Source organism: Azospirillum sp. A23, from assembly GCF_042938965.1.
Taxonomy (GTDB): domain Bacteria; phylum Pseudomonadota; class Alphaproteobacteria; order Azospirillales; family Azospirillaceae; genus Azospirillum; species Azospirillum melinis.
Genome location: NZ_CP170667.1, coordinates 896,213 through 920,192 on the forward strand (window position 1 = coordinate 896,213; position 23,980 = coordinate 920,192).

At 67.8% G+C, this 23,980-nt stretch carries 27 protein-coding genes; 17 read left to right on the forward strand and 10 right to left on the reverse strand.

Going from position 1 to position 23,980, the window contains the following annotated elements:
• Positions 1-119: 119 nt before the first annotated feature.
• From rpsM to ABNQ40_RS21630, 5 genes are all read left to right on the forward strand, one after another.
• On the forward strand, positions 120-488 hold the full coding sequence (rpsM, locus tag ABNQ40_RS21610; protein WP_012974491.1) for a 30S ribosomal protein S13: 369 nt from the start codon (positions 120-122) through the stop codon (positions 486-488).
• Between the two features lie 15 nt (positions 489-503).
• Positions 504-902 (forward strand): 30S ribosomal protein S11, encoded by a 399-nt coding sequence (rpsK, locus tag ABNQ40_RS21615; protein WP_012974490.1) that lies wholly within the window; start codon positions 504-506, stop codon positions 900-902.
• Positions 903-1,037: 135 nt separating this feature from the next.
• A complete protein-coding gene (locus ABNQ40_RS21620; RefSeq protein WP_098739536.1) occupies positions 1,038-2,054 on the forward strand; it encodes a DNA-directed RNA polymerase subunit alpha in 1,017 nt (338 codons plus the stop codon).
• Positions 2,055-2,214: 160 nt separating this feature from the next.
• On the forward strand, positions 2,215-2,643 hold the full coding sequence (gene rplQ, locus ABNQ40_RS21625) for a 50S ribosomal protein L17 (RefSeq protein ID WP_109049822.1): 429 nt from the start codon (positions 2,215-2,217) through the stop codon (positions 2,641-2,643).
• 151 nt (positions 2,644-2,794) lie between these two features.
• Positions 2,795-3,373, forward strand: coding sequence for a YqaA family protein (locus ABNQ40_RS21630; RefSeq protein WP_098739538.1), 579 nt, complete (start codon positions 2,795-2,797; stop codon positions 3,371-3,373).
• A 65-nt stretch (positions 3,374-3,438) separates the two neighbouring features.
• Here the strand turns inward: ABNQ40_RS21630 and ABNQ40_RS21635 are convergent, their stop codons facing one another.
• Entirely contained in the window at positions 3,439-3,711 is a 273-nt protein-coding gene (locus ABNQ40_RS21635; protein WP_109049823.1) for a hypothetical protein, read from the reverse strand.
• A 124-nt stretch (positions 3,712-3,835) separates the two neighbouring features.
• On the opposite strand from ABNQ40_RS21635, the gene ABNQ40_RS21640 reads away from it, so the two are divergent.
• A complete protein-coding gene (locus ABNQ40_RS21640) occupies positions 3,836-4,201 on the forward strand; it encodes a hypothetical protein (RefSeq protein ID WP_146255487.1) in 366 nt (121 codons plus the stop codon).
• A gap of 10 nt (positions 4,202-4,211) precedes the next feature.
• Positions 4,212-5,531, forward strand: coding sequence for a replication-associated recombination protein A (locus ABNQ40_RS21645; protein ID WP_109049825.1), 1,320 nt, complete (start codon positions 4,212-4,214; stop codon positions 5,529-5,531).
• A 73-nt stretch (positions 5,532-5,604) separates the two neighbouring features.
• On the opposite strand, the gene ABNQ40_RS21650 is transcribed toward ABNQ40_RS21645, so the two are convergent.
• Positions 5,605-5,832, reverse strand: coding sequence for a hypothetical protein (locus tag ABNQ40_RS21650; protein WP_098739542.1), 228 nt, complete (start codon positions 5,830-5,832; stop codon positions 5,605-5,607).
• 175 nt (positions 5,833-6,007) lie between these two features.
• Positions 6,008-6,865, reverse strand: coding sequence for a cell envelope integrity EipB family protein (locus ABNQ40_RS21655; protein WP_109490927.1), 858 nt, complete (start codon positions 6,863-6,865; stop codon positions 6,008-6,010).
• Between the two features lie 108 nt (positions 6,866-6,973).
• Between ABNQ40_RS21655 and ABNQ40_RS21660 the strand changes: the two genes are divergently transcribed.
• The 9 genes from ABNQ40_RS21660 to ABNQ40_RS21700 all read left to right on the forward strand — a co-directional run bounded on the left by ABNQ40_RS21660 (position 6,974) and on the right by ABNQ40_RS21700 (position 18,515).
• A complete protein-coding gene (locus ABNQ40_RS21660) occupies positions 6,974-8,002 on the forward strand; it encodes a D-glycerate dehydrogenase (RefSeq protein WP_109490928.1) in 1,029 nt (342 codons plus the stop codon).
• Positions 8,003-8,285: 283 nt separating this feature from the next.
• On the forward strand, positions 8,286-9,002 hold the full coding sequence (locus tag ABNQ40_RS21665) for a GGDEF domain-containing protein (protein ID WP_109049826.1): 717 nt from the start codon (positions 8,286-8,288) through the stop codon (positions 9,000-9,002).
• A gap of 302 nt (positions 9,003-9,304) precedes the next feature.
• Positions 9,305-9,712, forward strand: coding sequence for a response regulator (locus ABNQ40_RS21670; RefSeq protein ID WP_109049827.1), 408 nt, complete (start codon positions 9,305-9,307; stop codon positions 9,710-9,712).
• A gap of 41 nt (positions 9,713-9,753) precedes the next feature.
• Positions 9,754-11,148: a PleD family two-component system response regulator gene (locus tag ABNQ40_RS21675; protein WP_109049828.1), complete on the forward strand. Its 1,395-nt coding sequence runs from the start codon at positions 9,754-9,756 to the stop codon at positions 11,146-11,148.
• A 105-nt stretch (positions 11,149-11,253) separates the two neighbouring features.
• Complete coding sequence (locus ABNQ40_RS21680; protein ID WP_109049829.1) at positions 11,254-11,919, forward strand: phosphatase PAP2 family protein; 666 nt, start codon at positions 11,254-11,256, stop codon at positions 11,917-11,919.
• A 204-nt stretch (positions 11,920-12,123) separates the two neighbouring features.
• A complete protein-coding gene (locus ABNQ40_RS21685; protein ID WP_109049830.1) occupies positions 12,124-15,636 on the forward strand; it encodes a DEAD/DEAH box helicase in 3,513 nt (1,170 codons plus the stop codon).
• 222 nt (positions 15,637-15,858) lie between these two features.
• Positions 15,859-16,665, forward strand: a complete 807-nt coding sequence (locus ABNQ40_RS21690; protein WP_109049831.1) for an enoyl-CoA hydratase — start codon at positions 15,859-15,861, stop codon at positions 16,663-16,665.
• The gene (locus tag ABNQ40_RS21695; RefSeq protein ID WP_109049832.1) at positions 16,662-17,198 is read left to right on the forward strand and encodes a CoA-binding protein; all 537 of its coding nucleotides are present in this window, start codon (positions 16,662-16,664) and stop codon (positions 17,196-17,198) included. The genes ABNQ40_RS21690 and ABNQ40_RS21695 overlap by 4 nt, the downstream gene beginning before the upstream one ends.
• Before the next feature lie 21 nt (positions 17,199-17,219).
• The gene (locus ABNQ40_RS21700) at positions 17,220-18,515 is read left to right on the forward strand and encodes an O-acetylhomoserine aminocarboxypropyltransferase (protein ID WP_109049833.1); all 1,296 of its coding nucleotides are present in this window, start codon (positions 17,220-17,222) and stop codon (positions 18,513-18,515) included.
• Positions 18,516-18,537: 22 nt separating this feature from the next.
• Here the strand turns inward: ABNQ40_RS21700 and ABNQ40_RS21705 are convergent, their stop codons facing one another.
• The 7 genes from ABNQ40_RS21705 to ABNQ40_RS21735 form a co-directional block, all read right to left on the reverse strand.
• Positions 18,538-19,779 carry an MFS transporter gene (locus tag ABNQ40_RS21705; RefSeq protein ID WP_109049834.1) on the reverse strand — a complete coding sequence of 414 codons (1,242 nt, stop codon included), beginning with the start codon at positions 19,777-19,779 and terminating at the stop codon, positions 18,538-18,540.
• A 133-nt stretch (positions 19,780-19,912) separates the two neighbouring features.
• Positions 19,913-20,332, reverse strand: coding sequence for an alternative ribosome rescue aminoacyl-tRNA hydrolase ArfB (arfB, locus tag ABNQ40_RS21710; RefSeq protein WP_109049835.1), 420 nt, complete (start codon positions 20,330-20,332; stop codon positions 19,913-19,915).
• Complete coding sequence (gene rsmA, locus ABNQ40_RS21715) at positions 20,329-21,228, reverse strand: 16S rRNA (adenine(1518)-N(6)/adenine(1519)-N(6))-dimethyltransferase RsmA (RefSeq protein WP_109049836.1); 900 nt, start codon at positions 21,226-21,228, stop codon at positions 20,329-20,331. Before rsmA ends, arfB begins: the two co-directional genes overlap by 4 nt.
• Before the next feature lie 68 nt (positions 21,229-21,296).
• A complete protein-coding gene (locus ABNQ40_RS21720; protein WP_109049837.1) occupies positions 21,297-21,605 on the reverse strand; it encodes an AzlD family protein in 309 nt (102 codons plus the stop codon).
• Complete coding sequence (locus tag ABNQ40_RS21725; protein ID WP_109049838.1) at positions 21,598-22,320, reverse strand: AzlC family ABC transporter permease; 723 nt, start codon at positions 22,318-22,320, stop codon at positions 21,598-21,600. Before ABNQ40_RS21725 ends, ABNQ40_RS21720 begins: the two co-directional genes overlap by 8 nt.
• Before the next feature lie 23 nt (positions 22,321-22,343).
• Positions 22,344-23,240, reverse strand: coding sequence for an AraC family transcriptional regulator (locus tag ABNQ40_RS21730; RefSeq protein ID WP_109049839.1), 897 nt, complete (start codon positions 23,238-23,240; stop codon positions 22,344-22,346).
• 74 nt (positions 23,241-23,314) lie between these two features.
• The gene (locus ABNQ40_RS21735; protein WP_247879777.1) at positions 23,315-23,479 is read right to left on the reverse strand and encodes a hypothetical protein; all 165 of its coding nucleotides are present in this window, start codon (positions 23,477-23,479) and stop codon (positions 23,315-23,317) included.
• On the opposite strand from ABNQ40_RS21735, the gene ABNQ40_RS21740 reads away from it, so the two are divergent.
• Positions 23,478-23,969: a DUF4405 domain-containing protein gene (locus ABNQ40_RS21740; RefSeq protein ID WP_247879778.1), complete on the forward strand. Its 492-nt coding sequence runs from the start codon at positions 23,478-23,480 to the stop codon at positions 23,967-23,969. The genes ABNQ40_RS21735 and ABNQ40_RS21740 overlap by 2 nt on opposite strands.
• Positions 23,970-23,980: the final 11 nt, after the last annotated feature.

Consider the following 23,980-nt stretch of genomic DNA (forward strand, 5'->3'; position numbering starts at 1 on the left):
GCATGGGTGGCGGGTAACATTGTGCGTTCCCGGTCCCGGTCTTGTGTCGGGCGGGATTTGCTCGGTGTGTAGGCGGCCCGACGGGCTGCCGTTGAGATATCGAGACTGAGGAGAGTAGCGTGGCGCGTATTGCTGGCGTCAACATCCCCGCGCAGAAGCGCGTGGAGATCGGGTTGACCTACATCCATGGCATCGGCCCCTTCAAGGCCAAGGAAATCTGCGCGAAGCTGGAAATCCCGGCCGAGCGTCGCGTGAACGAGCTGACGGACGACGAAGTCCTGAAGATCCGCGAGACCATCGACGCCGACTACCGCGTCGAGGGCGATCTTCGTCGTGAAGTCGCCATGAACATCAAGCGTCTGATGGACCTGGGCTGCTACCGTGGCCTGCGTCACCGCAAGGGCCTGCCGGTCCGCGGCCAGCGCACCCACACGAACGCCCGCACCCGCAAGGGTCCGGCCAAGCCGATCGCCGGCAAGAAGAAGTAAGAGGACGAACGCAAAATGGCCAAGCCCTCCGCCGCTTCTCAGCGCCTGCGTCGTCGCGAGCGCAAGAACATCACCGCCGGCGTCGCTCACGTGAACGCCTCGTTCAACAACACGATGATCACCATCACCGACGCGCAGGGCAACACCATTGCCTGGTCGTCGTCGGGCACCATGGGCTTCAAGGGTTCGCGCAAGTCGACGCCCTACGCCGCCCAGGTCGCTGCCGAGGACGCTGGCCGCAAGGCTCAGGAACACGGCATGAAGACCCTGGAAGTCGAAGTGAAGGGTCCGGGTTCGGGGCGTGAGTCCGCGCTCCGCGCCCTGCAGTCGATCGGCTTCCAGATCACGTCGATCCGCGACGTCACGCCGATCCCGCACAACGGCGTTCGCCCGCCGAAGAAGCGTCGCGTCTGATTTAGCTTTGTTTCCGCACCCGCGGGGACCGACCGTTCCGGGACAGGGGGCCGCAGCCATCGCGGCCCCCTCAGCATGGGAATGGTTCGGGCCCCGCGGGTTCGTGTTCACCCGATGGCATCTTGAGGTCGATCCGTGCTTCAGAAGAACTGGCAGGAACTGATTAAGCCGAGCAAGCTGGACATTCAGCCCGGTGACGACGCCGACCGCTTTGCGACCGTGGTCGCCGAGCCGCTGGAACGCGGCTTCGGTCTGACGCTGGGCAACGCGTTGCGCCGCATCCTGCTCTCCTCGCTGCAGGGTGCCGCCGTCACGTCGATCCACATCGACGGCGTGCTGCACGAGTTCTCGTCCATCCCCGGCGTCCGCGAGGACGTAACCGACATCGTCCTGAACATCAAGACGATGGGTCTGCGCATGGGCGGCGACGGCCCGAAGCGCATGCGCCTGCGTGCCGAAGGCCCGGGCGAGGTAAAGGCCGGCATGATCGAGACCGGTCCCGACATCCAGGTCATGGATCCGGAACTGATCATCTGCACGCTGGACAACGGCGCGCGGCTGAACATGGAACTGACGGTCGAGACCGGCAAGGGCTACGTCCCGGCCAGCCAGAACCGTCCGGAAGACGCGCCCATCGGCCTGATTCCGATCGACGCCCTGTTCTCCCCGGTCCGCAAGGTGTCCTACAAGGTCGACAATGCCCGCGTCGGGCAGGTCACCGACTATGACCGCCTGTCGATGACGGTGGAGACCAACGGTTCGGTCAAGCCGGACGACGCGGTGGCTCTCGCCGCCCGCATCCTGCAGGACCAGCTGCAGCTGTTCATCAACTTCGAGGAGCCGACGCACGCCGTCTCCGAGGAGAAGCACGAGGAGGTTCCGTTCAACAAGAACCTGCTTCGCAAGGTGGACGAGCTGGAGCTATCGGTCCGTTCGGCCAACTGCCTCAAGAACGACAACATTGTCTACATCGGCGACCTGGTGCAGAAGACGGAGGCGGAAATGCTCCGCACCCCGAACTTCGGCCGCAAGTCGCTGAACGAGATCAAGGAAGTGCTGTCCCAGATGGGCCTGCACCTCGGTATGGAAATCCCGAACTGGCCGCCGGAGAACATCGAAGAGCTGGCCAAGCGTCTGGAAGAGCCGTACTAAGCATCTCGCCGTTTGCCGCGCCCCGTCCGTCTCCGGGCGGGAGGGGCGCATTCCCCAGGGCCGCCACGGCCCGACCCGGCTGCCGTACCAGCATTACGACTGGGCGGCGGGGTTCACGATCGGCTCCCCGAGGGGGGCCATGCCATGAAGGAGGACCGCCATGCGTCACGGCGTTTCGGGACGTAAGTTCAGCAAGACCAGCAGCCACCGCAAGGCCATGTTCTCGAACATGGCGAACGCGGTGATCAAGCACGAGCAGATCACCACCACCCTGCCGAAGGCGAAGGACCTGCGTCCGATCGTCGACAAGCTGATCACGCTCGGCAAGAAGGGTGGCCTGGCCAACCGTCGTCTGGCTTTCGCCCAGCTGCGCGACAACGAGACGGTGACCAAGCTGTTCACCGTCCTGGCCGACCGCTACAAGGACCGTCAGGGTGGCTACAGCCGCGTCCTGAAGGCCGGCTTCCGCTACGGCGACGCCGCCGACATGGCGGTGTTCGAGCTGGTCGAGCGTGACGTTTCGGCCAAGGGTCAGAACTCCGGCCCGACGCAGGACGTCGCCGAGGCCGAAGGCGAGACCGCCGAGTAACATGACCGGCAATCGCGCCGGTCTCACCCCCTGTGCGGCATCGGGTCCCAGGGCCCCGTATCGCACAGGACGGGATCGCCGATATCGGTGATATATTAGACCCTTCCTCCGGTTCGCCGGAGGAAGGGTTTTCTCATTTGTGGCCGGTCAAATGTTGCGTTCTCTTTACACACGCCTCCAGCGCCTGTCCGCCCGCGACGATGCCGTCTGGTGGATGTCGGCGATCTCCTTCGCCGAAAGCTCCTTCTTCCCATTGCCGCCGGACGTGATGCTGGTGCCGATGTGTCTGGAGAAGCCGAAGAGGCTGTGGTTCTACACCAACATCTGCGCCTTCGCGTCGCTGCTCGGCGGAATGCTGGGCTATGCGCTGGGCTTCTATCTGTTCGAGAGCGTCGGGCGGATGATCATCGACTTCTACAACGCGCAGGAGTCGTTCCAGCATTTTCAGGAGATGTTCTCCGAGTTCGGCCCCTGGTTCCTGATCCTGAAGGGGGTGACGCCGATCCCCTACAAGCTGCTGACGATCACCGCCGGCTTCGCCCATCTCGACCTGACGGTCTTCATCCTCTGTTCCATCGTCGCGCGCTTTTCCCGCTTCTACATGATCGCCATCCTGCTGCACTTCTACGGCCCGCAGGTTCAGCACATCATCGAAAAGCGCCTGATGCTGGTGGCCACCGTCCTGCTGGTCGTGGTGGTCGGCGGCCTCCTCAGCTTCAAGTTCGTCTGAACGCTCCGGAGTGAGATCGCTTCGAGCGGAAATGCCCGAAGCGTGAATCACACGGTTCCCTCTATTCAGTCCGGCATGCCCTGGTCCTGGCGGTCACGCCGGGACGGGGGCAGGGCGTCGCGGTCGGCGCGGTCGCGGCGCACGATCAGCACGATGGCAACCGCCACGAACAGACCGCCCAGCAGCGGCACGATCATCTCCCCCATGCCGATGTTGGGCAGCGCCAGCACGCGCGAGGCCAGCATGACGAGGCCGAGGACGAGCAGCGCAAGCAGCAGCCGCAAGGACCGGTGGCGCGGCGGGTTGCGTGTCGATCTGCCGTCCGATTCCGGTGTCATTTCAGTCATTCCCTTCTTGCTACGGTTATCGGCATAGTGGGGACCGAATGGGGGATGGTCCAGAGGGGTGTGGCATTCCGTCATGCCAAAGGCCATTCCCACAACAAGAACAATAGGAGCCGTCGTGGCTATGTTCCGTCCGGTCCGTCTCGTTGCCCCGCTCGTGGCCGTGGCTCTGCTCGGTCTGTCGGCCTGCGCCGATCCGGCCTCGCGCCCCGCCGCCGGCCCGGCCCCCACCGTTACCGTGGTCCCGGGACCGTCCACCCCGCGCGCCGGCGCCGACGACCAGTCGCTGCGGATCGACGGGGGCACCGGTGCCGGCGCGTCCTGCCAGGCCCAGTGCGAGCGCAGCCACAATTCCTGCATGGACTCGGTCGCGGCCCGCAACCAGGGTGGCATCGACCGCACCGACTCGACTCCCTTCAGCCCGACCGACAATTGCAGCTACCAGCTGAAGCAGTGCTACCAGCGCTGCACCTCGGTGCGCTGAGGCGGCGGTCATGGCAAAACGCGGCGAGTCGGGCGGGGATGCCGGGCTGTTCTCTGCGGCGGCTCCCCGTCCGCTCGCCGACCGGTTGCGTCCGCGCACGCTGGACGAGGTCGTCGGGCAGGATCATCTGCTGAAGCCCGACGGCCCGCTGGGCCGCATGGTCGCGGCGCGGCGGCTGGCCTCCATGATCCTGTGGGGGCCGCCCGGCTGCGGGAAGACCACAATCGCCCGCCTGCTGGCCCACAGCACCGACCTGCATTTCGAACCGTTGTCGGCGGTGTTCTCCGGTGTCGCCGACCTGCGCAAGGTCTTCGACGCCGCGCGCGCGCGTCGGGTGGCGGGGCAGGGGACGCTGCTGTTCATCGACGAGATCCACCGCTTCAACCGGTCCCAGCAGGATGGCTTCCTGCCCTTCGTCGAGGACGGCACCGTCACGCTGGTCGGCGCCACCACCGAGAATCCGTCCTTCGAACTGAACGCCGCCTTGCTGTCGCGGGCGCAGGTGTTCGTGCTCAACCGGCTGGACGACACTGCGCTGGAAAAGCTGCTGTCGCGGGCCGAGGCGGAGATGGACCGGCCGCTGCCGCTGGACGCCGATGCGCGTGCCGCGGTGAAGGCGATGGCCGATGGCGATGGCCGTTTCTGCCTGAACCTGTGCGAGGAGCTGTTCGCGCTGCCGGGTGAAACGATACTCGACACCAACGCGCTCGCCGCCACCATCCAGCGCCGTGCCCCGCTCTACGACAAGTCGCAGGAAGGGCACTACAACCTCATCAGCGCCCTGCACAAGTCGCTGCGCGGCTCCGACACCGATGCTGCCCTCTACTGGTACAGCCGCATGCTGGACGGCGGCGAGGACCCGCGCTACATCGCGCGGCGTCTGACCCGCTTCGCGGTGGAGGATATCGGGCTGGCCGACCCCAACGCGCTGACCCAGGCGGTTGCCGCGTGGGAGGCCTATGAACGGCTGGGCAGCCCGGAGGGCGAACTGGCCCTGGCACAGCTGGTCATCTATTTGGGGACGGCGCCGAAGTCGAACGCCGGCTATACCGCCTACAAGGCGTCGGTGCGGGCGGCGAAGGAGACCGGCTCGCTGATGCCGCCCAAGCATATCCTGAACGCACCGACCAAGCTGATGAAGACCATCGGCTACGGCAAGGGATACGAGTACGACCACGACACGGCGGAGGGCTTCTCCGGCCAGAATTATTTCCCCGACGGCATGGCGCGGCGCGAGTTCTATCAACCGGTGGAGCGCGGTTTCGAACGCGATCTGCGCAAGCGGCTGGACTATTGGGCCAAGCTGCGCGAGCGGCGGGGAGAGGAGTAGGGAAAGCGATTTCGCCCCGTCCTACGCCGACGCGCGGGACAGGGCGAATGACTTGCCCGAAAACAAATGGCTCTTACGCCGCCATCCCATCGGCCGGGGCCGAGGCGATCAGGCGGTAATGGCTGGTGTCGGCGAGGACTGAACAGCTCAGGGTCTTCGAGACGCCCTCGTCCTCGGTGCTGACGACGCGGGCGTGGGGGATGCCCAGCAGGTTGACCGTTGCCGTCACCCGCCAACCGCGGCCGCCGGCGCTGCCGACCGGTTGGAAGACCTGCCCGATCTGGACATGCTTCTTGCTCATGACGGAAAACCCTCGGACGGCCGGTCACCCATGGGGGAGCCGGCCTGTTGCGCAAAACTCAACCGACAGTTAAGCGCAGCAACATGTCGCGATCAACAGAGAAACCGTCGAATATCCCACAGGCCGGTAAACGCACGGTGAAATGTCACGGCCTGCCGGCTTATCGGCAGCGTTCTCAGCAGCCCGATTTCGGCAGAGCCTCGATCTTTTCCAGCACGGCGTTGACGGTGAAATCGCCATAGTCGATCTGCATGGACTCGGCGATGCCGTTTTCCAGCAGATGCAGGCTCATCTCATACTCCGGCTGGGCCGAATCGCTCTGCACCGGGAAGAAGGCCATGCGGACCGGCCAGGCCTTGCCCACCTTCAGCAGCGGATCCTTTCCGGCGTCCTTCGGCGCACCGGGCTTGCCGACGACGGTCGACACCTCGGTCGGGCCCTCCGCGTCGGAGCCGTCGAAGATGGTGCGGGTGAAGAAGGGCTCCTTGCGTTCGGCATGATCCAGGATCGCCAGCGTGTGGGCGGTCGGGAACATGGTGCCGGCCGGCAACTCCATCTCCTGCGGATCGGGCTTGGTGAACTGGGCGCTGCCGGCGCCGCCTTCGCTCAGGTTCGCCTCGCCGCGCACCTCCTCGTCGACCTCGCCGTTCACCAGCTTGCGGACGTTGAAGCGGTAGCGCAGACCGTTCTTCGCCTCCCACGTCGTGTAGTTGGTGTTCATCGCCATGTCCTCGCCCTCGCTGTAGACGAAGCGCAGCTGGAAGCGCTGCTCCGTCGTCCAGCCGTCGCAGGCGTCGGCCCATTCGAACATCATGCGGCCGCGGACGTCGCTGACCTTCGAGCCGTTGCGCGCCGACCCCAGCGACATGGCGTAGATCGCCCGGTGGGGCTGGATCTTGGCCGCCACCGCCGCCAGCGAGGTCGCGGCCGGCTGAGCCAGGACAGGGGAGGCCGCGAGAAGCGCACCGGCGGAAACGGCGGCTGCGAAGACCGCACCAACGGTTGCCGGAAGGGCAGAGAGACGGTCGAGCAAGACGGGATCCACAGGTGATTGACGGCTCTTGGTGGAGTATGGGTGTTTTTGCCGCGGTCCGAAAGGCCCGCCACCCGAATGTCCTATCAATGGAAGGGAACCGCCGGAATGACAAGCCCTGCCGAGGTGCAGCCCGTGACGCAGTCGGACAGTCCCGTCTCCGACTCCTCCGCCCGGCCCGTGCTGCTGCTGACCCGCCGCCTTCCAGATGCGGTGGAGGCGCGGGCCTCGCGCGACTACCGGGCGGTGCTCAACCCGGAGGACCGCGCCTTCAGCGGACAGGAGATCGCCGCCCGCGCCGCGGAGGTCGGGGCCGATGCCGTGCTCTGCTGTGCCGGCGACCGGCTGGACGCCGCCGCCATCGCCGCCCTGCCGCAGAGCGTTCGGGTGCTGGCGACCTTCTCGGTCGGGACCGACCACATCGACCTGGAGGCGGCGCGCGCCCGCGGCCTGACCGTCACCAACACGCCTGACGTGTTGACCGACGCCACCGCCGACATCGCCCTGCTTCTGCTGCTGGGGGCGGCGCGCCGCGCCTCGGAGGGCGAGCGGATGATCCGGGCCAACGCCTGGACCGGCTGGACCCCAACCCAGCTGATGGGCACCCATGTCGGGGCCAAGCGGCTGGGCATCGTCGGCATGGGCCGCATCGGGCAGGCGGTGGCGGTCCGCGCCCGCGCCTTCGGCATGACCATCCATTACAGCAACCGCCGTCGCTTGGCCCCGGAGCTGGAACTGGGTGCCACCTACCATGCCGACCCCGAGGCGATGCTGCCGGTGTGCGATGTCCTGTCGCTTCATTTCCCGGCCACGGCGGAAACCCGACATTGGCTGAACGCCGAACGGATCGAACGACTGCCGCCCGGCGCCATCCTGATCAACACCGCGCGCGGCAGCGTGGTGGACGACGGCGCGGTGATCGATGCGCTGAAGCGGGGGCGCCTCGCGGCGGCTGGGCTCGACGTGTTCGAGAACGAGCCGAACCTGCATCCCGGCTACCGCGACCTGCCCAACGCCTTCCTGCTGCCGCATCTGGGCAGCGCCACGGTGGAGACGCGGAACGCCATGGGGTTCAAGGCGCTGGACAATGTCGACGCGGTGACGGCCGGCCGGCCGGCGCCGGACCGGGTGGTGTGACGGGAGGGGGGAGCCTTTTGCCGGCCGCCCTCCGCTGCCTGCCCACCACTGCCTGACATCGTCTGCCCGGCATCCCCGGCAGGGATTTCCTGCCCCGAACGATTGGAGTGGGCAGAAGATGCCGGTCTGGTGGGAAAGAGGCTCCACCCCTGCCGAATGATCCGCCGGGGCAATCCGCCGGAAATGCATAAAATGCTCGGTATCTCCGGGGTGCGGCGGGTTGGCACGGGGGTTGCTTAGAGGAAGGCGAAGTGTTCCGACCTTCATCAGAGGAGCCGACCCCATGAACGCCATCGTCGCCGCCTTGGACCTGAAGCATCACGCCGCCGACCGTTTCGACGTGCCGGCAGGCTGGTCACCGGTCGCGCTGGCCTCGCGCGTCGGGCTTCTGCGGGGGACCGAGCGCCAGACTCTGGACGAGACGATCGCGTTGCTCGCCGAAGCAAAAGATACGATCGCCGAGTTGCAGGAGCGTGTCGCCTACCTGGAAAGCCTGACGATGACGGACGAGCTGACCGGCCTCCTGAACCGGCGCGGCTTCTACAGCCACTTCCGGCGTGAACTGGCCTCGGCCCGGCGCAACGGCACTGCCGGCGGGCTGCTGGTCATGATCGACCTGGATGGCTTCAAGGCCATCAACGACACCCACGGCCATGTCGCCGGCGACGCCTATCTGCGGCAGGTGGCCCGGATGATCGTCGGCAATGTCCGGCAGGAGGATGTCGTCGCCAGGCTGGGCGGCGACGAGTTCGCCGTACTGCTGACCAACACCGACACCGCCAACGGCCTCGCCCGCGCCCGCCAGCTGGCCGCCATCGCCGATGCCACCCATGTGGAGTGGGGCGGCCAGACCCTGCCGGTCCGCTTCTCCGTCGGCACCCAGCCCTATGGTGCCGAGGACAGCGAGGACGAGGTGATGCGCCGCGCCGACGCCATGATGTATGGCGCCAAGGGTGCCCGCCGCCGCGACGCCAAGCGCAAGGCGAAGCGGGCGGCCTGAGAAGGCCGGACGCCGCCTGTTGTTGCTGTTCCGGACAATCGAGGCCGCCCGCGTCCGTCGCGGGCGGTTTTCCGTTTTCCGACAGGGCGATCGCAGTCCGATAAGGGATGCCGGCCAGCGGTTCGGTAACGACTATTTAACCGTCGCGACCTAATCAGAAAGGGGGTATACCGGATCTGCGGTCCCGCAACCGTGCCTTCGGCCTGCCGGCCGGGGGAAGCGCGTCCGCGGTGCGCAAGGTGCGGCATCGGACCGCGTGAACGGGACAGCGTGAACGCGGGGGTCACACCCAGGGAGGATGCATGCCAGCGGAGCCGTGCGGACCATTGGAGACCGGTGGTAAGCCGACCAAGACCGTCCTCATCGTCGAGGACAACGAGCTGAACATGAAGCTCTTTCATGACCTGCTCGAGGCGCACGGCTATGGCACGCTGCAGACCCGCGAAGGCATGGAGGCGATGCGTCTGGCGCGCCTGCATCGTCCCGACCTGATCCTGATGGACATCCAGCTGCCCGAAGTGTCGGGGCTGGAGGTCACCCGTTGGATCAAGGACGATCCGGAGTTGAAGAGCATCCCGGTCGTCGCAGTCACCGCCTTCGCCATGAAGGGCGACGAAGAGAAAATCCGTCAGGGCGGCTGCGAGGATTATGTGGCGAAGCCCATCTCGGTCATGAAATTCCTTGAAACGGTCAAAAAGTTTCTCGGATAAGTCGCTTTCAACTGTGCCAATTCTGCAGGATTTCCCTTCCGATGTCCGCGCGTGTCCTTGTTGTCGATGACGTTCTGCCCAATGTGAAGCTGCTCGCGGCAAAGCTGACGCGCGAATACTTCAATGTGCTGACCGCCTTCAACGGACCCGACGCGCTGGAGATGGTGCGGAAGGAATCGCCCGACATCGTCCTGCTGGACGTCATGATGCCGGGCATGGATGGGTTCGAGGTCTGCGAGAAGATCCGCTCCGACCCCGCTACCATGCACATTCCGGTGGTGATGGTCACGGCGCTGTCCGACATCGCCGACCGCGTCCGGGGGCTGGAGGCGGGAGCCGACGATTTCCTGACCAAGCCGGTGAACGACATCGCGCTGTTCGCGCGCGTCCGCTCGCTGGTGCGGCTGAAGATGATGATGGACGAGTGGCGCCTGCGCGAAACCACGTCGGGTCAGTTCGGCGTCATCGAGCGCAGCGGCACCATGCTGAGCGAATCCTTCGAGCGCGCAAGCGTGCTGGTGCTGGAGGATTCCGCGCTCGATCTCGAAAAGATCACGGACACGCTGGAGCGTGACCACAACACGGTGACCTCCGCCGACACCTGCGCCAAGGCGTTGGAACGTGCGCTGGGCAACCCGCTCGATCTGGTGGTGGTCAGCCTGACCCTGCTGAACGAGGACGGGCTGCGGCTCTGTTCGCAGCTGCGCTCGCATGAGCGCACCCGGCAGGTGCCGATCCTGCTGATGGTCGACGACGGCGACCTTGGGCAGGTGGCGAAGGGGCTGGAACTCGGCGCCAACGATTACGTCATCAAGCCGGTCGACCGGAATGAGTTGCTGGCCCGCGCCCGCACCCAGATCCGGCGCAAGCGCTATCAGGAACGGCTGCGCTCCAATTACGAGCAGAGCCTGTCGATGGCGCTGACCGACAGCCTGACCGGCGTCTTCAACCGCCGCTACGTCAACGCCCATCTGCCCCGGCTGCTGGAGCGCGCCATCGACAGCCACAAGCCGGTGTCGGTGCTGATGTTCGACATCGACCACTTCAAGGTGGTCAACGACACCTACGGCCATGCCATCGGCGACGAGGTGCTGCGCGAGGTTTCCGCCCGCGCCAGCCGCAACCTGCGCACCTTCGACCTCGTCGCCCGGCTGGGCGGCGAGGAATTCATCGTCATCCTGCCGGACACCGACGGCGAAGCGGCGCTGATCGTCGCCGAGCGCCTGCGCTCGCGCATCGCCGATTTCCCCTTCGCCGTCTCGGCCGACCGCGGCGAGATCAACGTGACGGTGTCGATCGGCATCTCCATCGGCGGCCGGCTGGGCGATACCGCCGAGGGTCTGGTCCGCCGGGCCGACGAGGCGCTGTACGAGGCCAAGCGTTCGGGCCGCAACTGCGTGATCGCCGACGCCCGCGCCGACCAGTTGGAGGGTTGAGGGGCGGACCGGGCGTCCGCACCCCTTTTTCGTCCCCTTGCTGTCCCTGCTGCGCCGCACCATGTGGCAAAGCCGTTCCTTTCCACCGGCATCATTGGGGATCAGATGCTCGCCACCGCCAGCGGCGCCATCACCCATCTGGGCAGCAGCAGCCTTCTCGTTCCACTGTCCGCCCTCTATGCAACCGCGCTGTGGCGGCATCACTCGGCGCCGCTGGCGCTGCGCTGGCTGCTGGCCCTGGCGCTTTGCCTTGGCGCAATGGTCGTGCTGAAGCTGATCGGGCATGGCTGCGGCCTGCCGGACTTTCCGCTGTTCCCCTCGCTGTTCGCCGGCGACCGCTTCATCAGCCCCAGCGGCCACGCCGCCTTTTCCGCCGTCTTCTACGGGTCGGTGTCGGCGCTGGCGGCACGCAATGCTGAATCGCGCTGGCTGCGCATCGGCCTGCCGCTGGGGGCGGTGGCGCTGGTGCTGGCCATCGGGGCCTCGCGCGTCGCCGTCTCGGCCCATTCCGGGGCGGAGGTGGTGGCCGGGCTGACCATCGGCGGGCTGTCGGCCCTGCTGTTCCTGTGGAGCAGCCGAAAGGACGGCGCCCCGCGGCTGCGTCCCTCTCCCTGGCTGGCAAGTGCGATGGTGCTCGGGCTCGCCCTGCTGGTCCATGCCGGCGACCCGTCCTTCGTGGAGGGGACCATCCGCTGGGCCGCCCATCAGCTCGGCAGCGGGGCCGGCCTGTGCGAGCTGGCCGGCCGTGTCTTCCCCGGCAGCCGCGGATAAGTCACCAACCGGGGTGAAGCCGGCGGCATCCTGTGTTATGACGGACGGCCGCGCACGGTCCCGGCAACACGGCGCCGTTCACGTCAATGCTTAAGCCAAAGGCTTGCGCGGCGCCGCGTAAGATCCTATACCGACGCCCCGTTTCCGTTCCGTTCCGTTTCCGCACCCAATCCATCCAAACTGCCCTGGTCACCCCCGCACCGCATGTCGCTCTTCGATGCCTTGCCGCGTGGCCCTTTGTCGGGTGGCGCCGCCGTCCCCTTCGGTCAGGATGACCTGACGCGCGTCTTCGATGCCAAGACGCTGCAGCGCGGCCGCACGCTGATGATGACGGGTGCGGTGACGCTGGGTGCGCCCGGCAGCGACCGGATCGAGGCGGAGGTCAGCGACCTCGGCCGCCGGCTGTCGGTGACGGTGACCCCGGTGCAGGGCAAGCGCAGCGTGGTGCTCGACCGTACCTGTTCCTGTGGCCGCAACGCCTGCGCCCACATGGCGGCGGCGGCGATGCTGGCGCTGGAAAGCCGTCCGGAATGGCGCCGCGCCTCCCTGTTCGACGTGGCCGACGTGAAGGCGCCGCTCGCCCCGCCTCCTCCTCCTCCGCCGGTTCCGGTCGCATCCCCGCCGGTCGCTGCTGCCACCGTGCAGCCATCGGCGCCTCCTCCTGTGCCGCCGGCTGCTCCCAAACCCCCGCTCACACTGGTCCGCCCGCCGGTTGCACCGCCGGTCCGCAGCGTGGCGCCACCCCCGCCGCCACCACCCCCCACTCCCAAGCCGGAGCCGGTGCGCAGCCTGCGCTGGATTTTGGAGCCGGGGCAGGGCGATGTCGCCTGCTATATCCTGGCGGAGTTCGTGGCCGAGGGTTCTGCCGACAGCAGCCCCGCCACGCCGCGCGACGTGCTGGCCAAGGCGCCGCGCTCGCTGGACGGCGATGCCGACCGCGCCATCGCCCGTCTGCTCGGCGGTGGTGGCACCGAGCGCACCCCCGTCGCCAAGAGCCGGGGCGAGGCGGTGGACCGCCTGCTGCGCCGTCTGCTCTCCACCGGCCGCCTGCGCTGGCGCGACGGCACCCCGCTGGCCGAGGCGCCGGGCCGTACCGTCCGCACCTTCCGCGACCCGGCCACGCGCAAGCTGCGCCCGACCGGCCTGCCCGAGCGCAGCGTGCTGGTGAAGGGCCAGTCCTACTGGTGCGTCGACAGCGCCACCGGCACCGTCTTCCCGGTCGATCTCCAGGTGGTGGAGGTGCCGAAGGCCAAACCGGTGCCGCCCGCCCCGCCACCGCCGCCGGTGCCGTCGAAGGCGAACCCGTCGCGCCTGTTCGGTCCGTCGCGCAGTGGTGTCGCGTCGATGCCGCGCATCACTCCTCCACCTCCGTCAATTTCCACGCCCAGCTTCCGCGACAGCGGCATTCCCGGCGTTCGCAGCGGGGCGGCGGAGGCCGCGGCCATCGTCGAGCGCTCCCCCCGCATCATCGCCCGCCTTGGCCGCGTGGTGACGCCGGCCGATGGGCTGGTCGACGTGCTGCGCCTGTCCTTCGACTATGGCGAACCCGACAATGCGGTGGAGATCGAGCCCGACGACCAGCGCCAGTTCGCCCGTTACGAGGATGAGTTCAACGAGGTCATCTTCGTCCGCCGCGACAAGGCCGACGAGCAGGCGGCGCTGGACCGGCTGTCCGGCCTCGGCTTCGCCCAGGCGCGGATCGAGCCGCCCAAGGGTGCCTTGAACGCCCGCGGCTCTCGCGTCCACTGGCTGACCGGGCGGGACGTCGAGGAGCGCTGGCAGCATTTCCTGACCAACGAGGTTCCCGCCTTGGCCAAGGCCGGCTGGATCGTCGAGGTCGGCGCCGATTTCGGCACCCGCGTGATCGAGCCGGGGGCCGAGGTCGAGGTCGCCGTGCGCGATGCCGGCGACGGCTGGTTCGACCTGGATGTCGGTGTCGAGATCGACGGCGAGCGCCAGCCGCTTCTCCCCATCCTCGCCCGTCTGGTCGAGAAGGGCGGCCTGTCGAGCACCCGCATCATCGATGGCCGCGCCCACATCGTGCTCGACGACGGCAACGTCCTGGCCCTGCCGGCCGAGCGCATTGAGCGGCTGCTCAGCGTTCTGGAAGCGATGCTGGACAGCGGGCGCAGCAGCGGCGACCGGCTGAAGGTGCCACTGGCCGAGGCCGATTCGCTGCTGGACATCGACGACCTGATCGCCCGGCGCGGCGACGAGACGGCGCAGATCGACGGCTATCTCCAGCGCCTGCGTGCTGACGAGATGCCGGGCGACATGACCCCGCCGCCGGGCTTCAAGGGCGAACTGCGCGACTACCAGCGCGGCGGCCTCGCCTGGATGCAGAGCCTGCGCGCCAACAACGTCGCCGGAATCCTGGCCGACGACATGGGGCTCGGCAAGACCGCCCAGACGCTGGCCCACATCGCCATGGAAGAGCATGAGGGCCGGCTGACCGAGCCCTGCCTGGTGGTGGTGCCGACCAGCCTCGTGCCGAACTGGGTGGCGGAATCGGAACGCTTCACCCCGCATCTGCGCGTCGTCGTGCTGCATGGCATCGACCGTCACGGCAAGCTGTCGGAGATCGACCGCGCCCACATCGTGGTGACCACCTATGGCGTGGTGGCGCGCGACGTCGATCTGCTGAAGCGCCTGACCTGGCACATGATCGTGCTGGACGAGGCGCAGGCGATCAAGAACCCCGACGGCAAGGCGACCCGCGCCGTGGCGGCACTGCCGGCGCGGCACCGGCTCTGCCTGTCCGGCACGCCGGTGGAGAACAATCTGGGCGAGCTGTGGAGCCAGTTCGCCTTCCTGATGCCGGGCCTGCTGGGCGACCGCAAGGAGTTCGGCAAGCGCTACCGCGTGCCCATCGAGAAACGCGGCGACAACACCCGCGCCAACCTGCTGATGCGCCGCATCCGCCCCTTCCTGCTCCGCCGCACCAAGGAGGCGGTGGCGAAGGAACTGCCGCCGAAGACCGAGGTGGTGGTGCGCATCGACCTGGAGCGCGACCAGCGCGACCTCTACGAGACCATCCGCCTGTCGGTGAACGAGACGGTGCGCGCGGCGCTGGCCGCGAGCGGCAAGGGGCTGGGCCAGAACGCCATCGCGGTGATCGACGCGCTTTTGAAGCTGCGGCAGGTCTGCTGTGATCCGCGCCTGCTGAAATCCATTGCGGCCCTGGGCGGCAAGGCGCGGCCGAGCGCCAAGCTGCACGCCCTGACCGAGATGGTGAAGGAGATGGTGCCGGAAGGCCGGCGCATCCTGATCTTCTCGCAGTTCACCACCATGCTCGACCTGATCAAGCTGGAACTGGAGAAGGCGGGCATCCCCTATGTCGAACTGACCGGCCGCACGTTGGACCGCGCCGAACCGGTGAACCGCTTCCAGAACCGCGAGGTCCCGGTCTTCCTGATCAGCCTCAAGGCTGGCGGCCGCGGCCTGAACCTGACCGCCGCCGACACGGTGATCCATTACGATCCCTGGTGGAACCCGGCCGCCGAGGATCAGGCGACCGACCGCGCCTACCGCATCGGCCAGGACAAGCCGGTCTTCGTCTACAAGCTGATCGCCGCCAACACGGTTGAGGAGCGCATCCTCGACCTCCAGCGCCGCAAGGGCAGCCTGTCCGACGCCACCATCGAAGGCAAGGGACTGGTCAGCGCGCTGGACGGCGGCGACATCGACTATCTGCTCGGTGACGGCGACGAGGAGTAAAAGGCGCGCTTGTTCCGCGGATGGGGCGGCGCCGTCTTTCCATGCGAATTCCCTATTTTAATAGAAGATTTTAACTGATGAACAACAGAAATCACTGTTGAATTCCTCTGCTGCATGTCGTCTCATCCTTCCTGCCTTGCAGGTTCCCCGTGTTGCCCGCAGGCCCGGCGCGGTAAGCTGCCCGCGGTGCAAAAACCGAAGACGCACGGGAGGACAACAACCATGAGCGCCGCAGTCACCACCCATGATCCCAATCAGCCGCTGGTCCTGCGCGAAGACCTCGACGGGGTCGCCACGCTGACGCTGAACCGGCCGAAGGCGCGCAATGCGCTGTCGGTCGGGCTGATGGCGGCGTTGCAGGACGCGCTGGACGCCATCGACGAGGATCGCTCCGTGCGCGCCGTGGTGCTGGCCGGAGCCGGCGGGGCCTTCTGTGCCGGGCACGACCTGAAGGAGATGCGCGCCGCCCCGTCGCGTGAGCTGTACGAGGCGCTGTTCACCCAGTGCTCGCGCCTGATGCTGACGATCAACCGCATCCGCCAGCCGGTGATCGCCAAGGTGCGCGGCGTGGCGACCGCCGCAGGCTGCCAGCTGGTGGCGACCTGCGATCTGGCCTATTGCGAGGAGGACGCGCGCTTCGCGACTCCGGGCGTGAACATCGGGCTGTTCTGCTCGACGCCGATGGTGGCGCTGACCCGTGCGGTCGGGCGCAAGGCGGCGATGGAGATGTTGCTGCTGGGCGACCTGATCGACGCCGAGGAGGCGGAGCGCATCGGCCTCGTCAACCGCGCGGTGCCGGCCGACCAGCTGGACGAGGTGGTGGCCGGCGTCGCCGCCAAGATCGCGTCGAAATCGCTGCTGACGCTCGCCACCGGCAAGGAGGCTTTCTATCGCCAGATCGATCTGGACGTGGAAGGCGCCTATGCTTACGCGGCCAAAGTGATGACCGAGAACATGATGGCGCAGGACGCCGCCGAAGGCATCGACGCCTTCCTCGGCAAGCGCACGCCGGTCTGGTGCGGGCAATGAGCGGCTCCAGGACGAGCGACCAGACAATCACCGAGCCGGCGGACTACACCGACGCCTTCCTGCGCGGCGTTCTGGAAAGCGCGAAGAGCATCGCCGTGGTGGGGGCCAGCGCCGATCCGGTGAAGGCCAGCTTCTTCGTGATGAAGTACCTGCGCGACAAGGGCTACACCGTCATCCCGGTCAACCCGAAGATGGCCGGCCAGACCATTCTCGGCTTGGCCGTCTATGCCAGCCTGAGGGATTTGCCGGAGCCGCCGGATATGGTCGATGTCTTCCGCAACTCCGCCGCCGCCGGCGGGGTGACGGACGAGGCCATCGCGGCCGGGGCCAAGGTGGTGTGGATGCAGCTCGGCGTGCGCAACGACGAGGCGGCGGCACGTGCCCAGGCCGCCGGCCTGACCGTGGTGATGGACCGCTGTCCGAAGATGGAAATCCAGCGCCTTTACGGCGAGATCGGCCGGATCGGGGTCAATTCCAACGTGCTGGTGACGCGCCGCAGGGCGCCGACGAAATCCTTCAAAAAACTGATCTGAAAAACTGGGGGAATCTCACAGATGACTGAGCAGAAGAGCTTCGGCTTCGAGACCCGCGCCATCCATGCCGGCGCCGCTCCCGACCCGGCGACCGGCGCCCGCCAGACGCCGATCTACCAGACAACCAGCTTCGTCTTCGAGAATGTCGACGATGCCGCCTCGCTGTTCAACCTGCAGAAGGTCGGCTTCATCTATTCCCGCCTGACCAACCCGACTGTGGCGGTGCTGGAGGAGCGTCTCGCCAATCTGGAAGGTGGCGCCGGTGCCACCGCGACCTCGTCGGGCCATGCCGCGCAGCTGTTGGCCCTGTTCCCGCTGATGGCGCCGGGCGACCACATCGTCGCGTCGAAGAAGCTCTATGGCGGCTCGCTGAACCAGCTCGGCATCAGCTTCCCGCGCGCCTTCGGCTGGCAGCCGAGCTTCGTCGACACCGATACGGTGGACAACGTCAAGGCGGCGCTGACCGAGAAGACCAAGGCGATCTTCGTCGAGAGCCTCGCCAACCCCGGCGGCGTGGTGACCGACATCGAGGCCATCGCCAGGATCGCCGACGAGGCCGGCATCCCGCTGATCGTCGACAACACGCTGGCGACGCCGTACCTGATCAACCCGATCCAGTGGGGCGCCACGCTGGTTGTGCATTCGACCACCAAGTTCCTGTCCGGCAACGGCACCTCGGTCGGTGGCGTGGTGGTGGACAGCGGCAAGTTCGACTGGAGCAAGTCCGGCAAGTTCCCGGCGCTGAGCGAGCCCGACCCCGGCTATCACGGCCTGCGTTTCCACGAAACCTTCGGCCATCTGGCCTTCACCATCCACGGCCATGCCGTGGGCTTGCGCGACCTGGGGCCGAGCCAGGCGCCGATGAACGCCTTCCTGACGCTGAACGGCATCGAGACGCTGCCGCTGCGCATGCAGCGCCACGCCGACAGCGCGCTGAAGGTGGCCACGTTCCTGGAAAGCCATCCGGCGGTCGGCTGGGTCAGCTATGCCGGGCTGGACTCGTCGAAGTACAATGAGCTTGCGAAGAAGTACCTGCCGCGCGGCGCCGGTGCGGTGCTGACCTTCGGCGTCAAGGGCGGCTTCGAGGCCGGTGTGAAGGTGGTGGAGAGCGTGGAGCTGTTCAGCCACCTCGCCAACATCGGCGATGCCCGCTCGCTGATCATCCACCCGTCCTCGACCACTCACCGCCAGCTGTCGGCGGAGGCCCAGGCCTCGGCCGGCGCCGGCCCCGACGTGATCCGCCTGTCCATCGGGCTGGAGACGCCGGAGGACATCATCGCCGACCTCGATCAGGCGCTGAACAAGACGCTGGGGTAAGGTCCGGGAAACCGGCGGCGGGTCACTCCGCCGCCGGCAGCGGCTCCGCCACCGGCTCGGCCTTGCGGCGGTCGTCCGGCAGCAGCAGGGCCGCGGCGAAGGCCATGGCCGCCAGCACCGACAGGGTCAGATAGAGCATGGTGAAGTCGCCGGTGCGCTCATAGACCCAGGCGACCAGCTGCACCGCCAGCGGACCGGCGCCGAAGGACAGGATGTATTTGGCGCCATAGGCCAGCCCGCGATGCTTGTCCGGAGTGTAGCGGGCCAGCAGCATGTTCTCCGCCGGAATCTGCGTCTGCGAGGCGATGACCACGAAGGCGGCGGCGGCCACCAGCGGCAGCTCGGCCAGGACGGCCACCGCGGCCATCAGCGGAATCTGGGCCAGCAGGCAAAGGACATAGACCCGTTTCAGCGAATGCCGGTCGGCCAGCACGCCGCCGATCATCTGCGGCAGGGCGGAGATCAGGTAGACCGCTGTCACCAACCCGCCGACGCCCAGCGTGCCGCTACCCAACCACCCCCCAAGCCGAGCCTCGAACAGTTTGGGCAGCACCACCTGCATGGCGTTGAAGATCAGCCCGGCGCAGACCATGGTCAGCGACAGCACGAAGAAGGCGCGCACCACGTCGCCGCGCGACGGCTTGGGCTGCGGCTTCACGTCGGCATGGCGGTCCTGAACCACGCCGGTCATCATCAGCAGGGCGAGCACGACGCCCAGCACGAGGCAGACCGCGCCGGGAATGATGAAGGCCATGCGCCAGTTCAGCCATTGCGTCAGGCTGCCGGCGACCACCGCGGCGGTGGCGACGCCGAAGGTGCCGAACAGGCCGAGCCAGCCCATCGCCTTGCCGCGGTTCTCGGCATTCGCCATCATCCAGGCCATGCCGACGGGGTGGTAGATCGATGCCCCCAGCCCGAGCAGGGCCAGCGACCACATCAGCATCTCCGGCCCGTCCGACAGCCCGGCCAGCACCGCTCCGCCGCCGGTCATCAGGTAGAAGACGGCGATCATGCCGGCCGAACTCCAGCGGTCGCCCAGCCAGCCTGCCAGCGGCGCCCCCAGCCCGATCATGAAGGCCCCCAGCGTCCACAGCCGGATCAGCTCGTCATAGGAGAGCTTCCATTCGGTCTCCAGCGCCAGCACGATGGTCAGGAACAGCGCCGACACGATATGCATCAGCGAATGTCCGACCCAGGCGAAGCCGACGGACAGACGGGCCGATGTCGGCGACGGCAGGGCGGCGCTGGCGGATGGATGACTCATCGAACGTCTCCGGCCCCGGATTTGTCCTCGCGGGGGAATGTTTTGCAGGCAAGCGAAGGGCAAGGCTGGCACGGGATGGTTGAACCGTCCAATGCGCCCGTCTCATGGCGGGCATGCCGGGTGAACGTCCGGATCAGTCCTGCACGTTCCCGCGCATTTTCTTCACCTCCGACCGCTTGGCCTTGCCCTCCAGCCGCCGTTCCTTGGAGCCTTTGGTCGGCTTGGTCGGGCGGCGGGGTGGCGGGGGAGGGGCGGCGGCTTCGCGGATCAGGTCGATCAGGCGCTCGCGAGCGTCCTCGCGGTTTCGCATCTGCGAGCGGTGGCGGTCGGCCACCAGGATCAGGACCCCGTCCTGGGTCAGCCGCGACCCGGCCAGCCGCTCCAGCCGGTAGCGCACCGGGTCAGGCAGGTTGGGGGAGTGGCGCACGTCGAAACGCAGCTGGACCGCGGTCTCGGTCTTGTTGACGTGCTGTCCGCCGGGGCCGGAGGCGCGGACGAACTCCTCCTGCAACTCGCTTTCGTCCAGGCTGATGCGGGGGTTGACCCGGATCATGCCGGACTCTCAAGTGGGTTGCGGGCGCGGAAGGCGCGGGCCAGCGCGGCGAAGCCGGCGACGTCGATCTCCTCCGCCCGCGCGGTGGGGACGATGCCGGTCTCCTCCAGCAGCGCCTCGGCACTGCCCAGCGACTTCAGGCTCTGGCGCAGCATCTTGCGGCGCTGGCCGAAGGCGGCGGCGGTGACCTGTTCCAGGGCGCGCCAGTCGGCCGGTTCCGGATTGGCTCGCGGCGTCAGGTGGACGACCGTGGATTCGACCTTCGGCGGTGGAGTGAAGGCGCGCGGCGGCAGGTTGAACAGCACGCGGGCGTCGGACCGCCATTGCGTGATGACCGACAGCCGGCCATAGGCCTTGCTGCCCGGCTTCGCCACCAGCCGGTCGGCGACCTCCTTCTGGAACATCAGCGTCAGGCTGACATAGGCCTCGATCCGCGCCAGCCAGCCGAGCAGGAGCGGGGTGGCGACATTGTAGGGCAGGTTGGCGACGATGGCGCGCGGGGCCGGCGCCAGTTCCTCCGGATCGACCGTCAGGGCGTCGGCCTCGACGATGGACAGGCGGCCCTGCGAGGCCTCGATGACGTCGGCCAGGGCTTCGATGAAGCGGCGGTCGCGTTCGATGGCGATGACCTTCACCGCGTTGGTCGCCAGCAGCGCGCGGGTCAGGCCGCCGGGACCGGGACCGACCTCGATGGCGGTGGTGCCGGCCGGCAGGTTGGCCGAGCGCGCGATCCGTCCCGTCAGGTTCAGGTCGAGCAGGAAGTTCTGCCCCAGCGACTTGCGCGCCTCCAGCCCGAAGCGCGCGATCACGTCGCGCAACGGCGGCAGGGCATGCGGGTCGAAAGCGGCCGTGGCAGCGGTGGTGGCAGCGGCGGGGGCGGAGATCGGGTCGGTCATCCTCGACTTATAGGCATCCCCCGCGCGCTTCACCAGACGGCAGTTTGCAACAGGGAGCAATGCAAGGGTCAGATCAGGCGGCGCAGTACCACCACGGCCACCACGCCGGCGACCACCGCGACCACCATCGGCACGCGCCGGGCGATCAGGCAGACGAAGGCGGCGGCCAGCGCGTCGGACGGGCGCGACAGCGCGGCCGGCGCCACCAGGGCCACCAGCACCGCGCCCGGCGTCGCCTCCAGCGCCGCATTCGCCGCCGGACCCAGCCGCACCCGCGCGATCAGCCACGGTCCGCCGATCCGCGTCATCCAGGTGACCAGCGCCCCGCCCAGCACGATGGCGAAGACGCTCCAGTCCAGATTCAGGGCCTCAGGCATTGCGGGTCCTCCCTTGCCCCTTCGCTTGGAGGGCCGCGACCGCCCCGCCAGCAACGGCGCCGGCCAGGATGTGCCAGGTTCCGCCGGACGACATCGCATGGACCGCCAGTGCGGCGGCGGCACTCGCCAGCCAGGGCGGCAGCGATCCGGCTCCGCGCCAGAGCCCGGCCAGCAGGCAGAGGAAGACGGCGATGAAGGTGAAATCCAGCCCCCAGGCGGCGGGGTCGGCGATCAATGTGCCGGCCAGCGTCCCGGCCACCGTGCTGGACAGCCACGCCAGATAGAGCGTCGTCGCCACGCCGTACCAGTAGGCCAGCGACAACTCCGGTCCGCGGCGCAGGGCCAGCGCCCACTGCTCGTCGGTCATGAAGAACAGCGCCAGCCCGGCCCGCGCCCTGGACACGCCGCGGAAGCGCGGCTCCAGCGTCGCCCCCATCAGCAGGTGGCGCAGATTGATCAGCAGAATGGCACCGACCACCGCCAGCCCGGCGCTGCCCTTATCCAAAAGCTCGACTGCCACGAACTGCGAACTGCCGGCGAAGACCAGGGCGCTCATCAGTCCCATGTCCAGCGCCGACAGGCCGGCCTTGGCGGCTAGGCTGCCCAGAAGGAAGCCGAAGGGGATGGCGCCCGCCACGATGGGCAGGCTATGGACGACACCCGACGCGAAGTCCTGCCGCGGGGATGCCGGTACGGCGAAGCTGCCCGTGCTCATTTCTGTGCTCATGGGTGGGGACGCTAGGCTGCTGCTGCGGGCGCGTCTTGGATGGGATTGCTGCCGCGGCGGTATTGGCCGGGGGAAACGCCGACCCGTCCCTTGAACACCCGGTTGAAATGCGCCTGATCGCAGAAACCGCAGGCCAGCGCCACGTCGGCCAGCGGCAGGGGCCCCGCCAGCAGCCGCTTGGCCTGGGCGACCCGCCGGTCGGTCAGATAGCCGTGCGGGGTCGTGCCCACCGCCGCCCGGAAGACACGCAGCAGATGGAAGCGGCTGAGCCCGGCCGCCTCCGCCAGATCGGCCAGTTCGACCGCGTTGTCGAGATGGGCGTCCAGATACTCCCGCGCGCGGCGGACCGCCGCCGGCTCCTGTCCCGCCTCGCGTGGCCGCGCCGTCAGGTCGCCATGGCGCAACGCCAATGCTGTGAAGGCGCGCAGCGCGTCGGTGTCGGTGCGCAGCGGTTCGCGGTACGACCCCTCCAGCCCATGGTGCAGGCCGCGCAGGATCTGGAACAGCTCCGGGTCGTCCAGTTCCATGGCGGAGAAATGCGGTGCCGCCGGCCGGCCCAGCGCGTCGGCCATCGCCTGTTCGAAGAGCGCCACCGAGGGATAGAACATGCGGTAGGCATAGCCGTCCTCCGCCGGGCGGCCGTCATGCAGGATCTCCGGATCCAACACCACCACCTGTCCGGCCCGCGCCACCCGTTCGGTGCCGCGGCAGCGGTAAAGCTCGGTCCCGGCGGTGATCACGCCGACCACATAGGTCTCGTGCGTGTGCGGGGCGTAGCTGTGGCGCTGGAAGCGGGCGTTCAGGCATTCCATGCCGTCGAAGCGCGCCTCCCGCCACAGCCGGGCGAAGTCGCCGCCGCCGGTTGCTGTCCGGTTCAATGAAGGATCGAGGGCGGATTGCTGGTCCATGCCGCAGTCTAACAGGCGGGCGCCCCGGTCGTCTTGGACAGGATTGCTGGCGGGCGCCCTATGCGGGTGGTGCGTTACATACTGTTACACAGCGTCAGCCTGGCCGATATCGTCCGGTTACAGTCGCGCGCGATCATGGCCGCAACAAGAAGCGACACCGGATCGAGAGCGACTGCCATGACCGTTTCCCAGATGTCTTCCAAAACCTCCAATTCCAGCACGACGATTTCCAGGACCATGACCCGCGACGTGGTGACGCCCGTCACCATTGTCACCTTCGTCGTGTCCACCGTGACCGGCATCATGCTGCTTCTGCACTGGAACGCCGGGCTGGTGCGCTTCTCGCACGAGTGGCTGAGCGTGGTGTTCTCCGCCATTGCGCTGTGGCATCTGGCGAAGAACTGGCGCGCCTTCATGGGCTATCTGAAGCGGCACGCCGCCCGGGCGGCCTTCGCCAGCAGCCTGATCGTCTCGGTGGTCTTCACCGGCATGACCGGCACCACCGGGGGCGGCGGGGCCAATCCGGGGGCGGTGTTCGGTGCCCTGTCCGGCGCCCGGCTGGAAGCCGCCGCTCCGGCGCTGGGGCTGGCGCCCGACAAGGCGGTGGAGGTGCTGAAGGCCGCGAACATCGACGCCGCACCGGGCGAGACGCTGACCGTGATCGGGGAGCGTGCCGGAAAGACCGGTGCGGCCATCGCCAGCATGCTGGCGGTGAAACGACCACGCTGAGGGGTATGGAA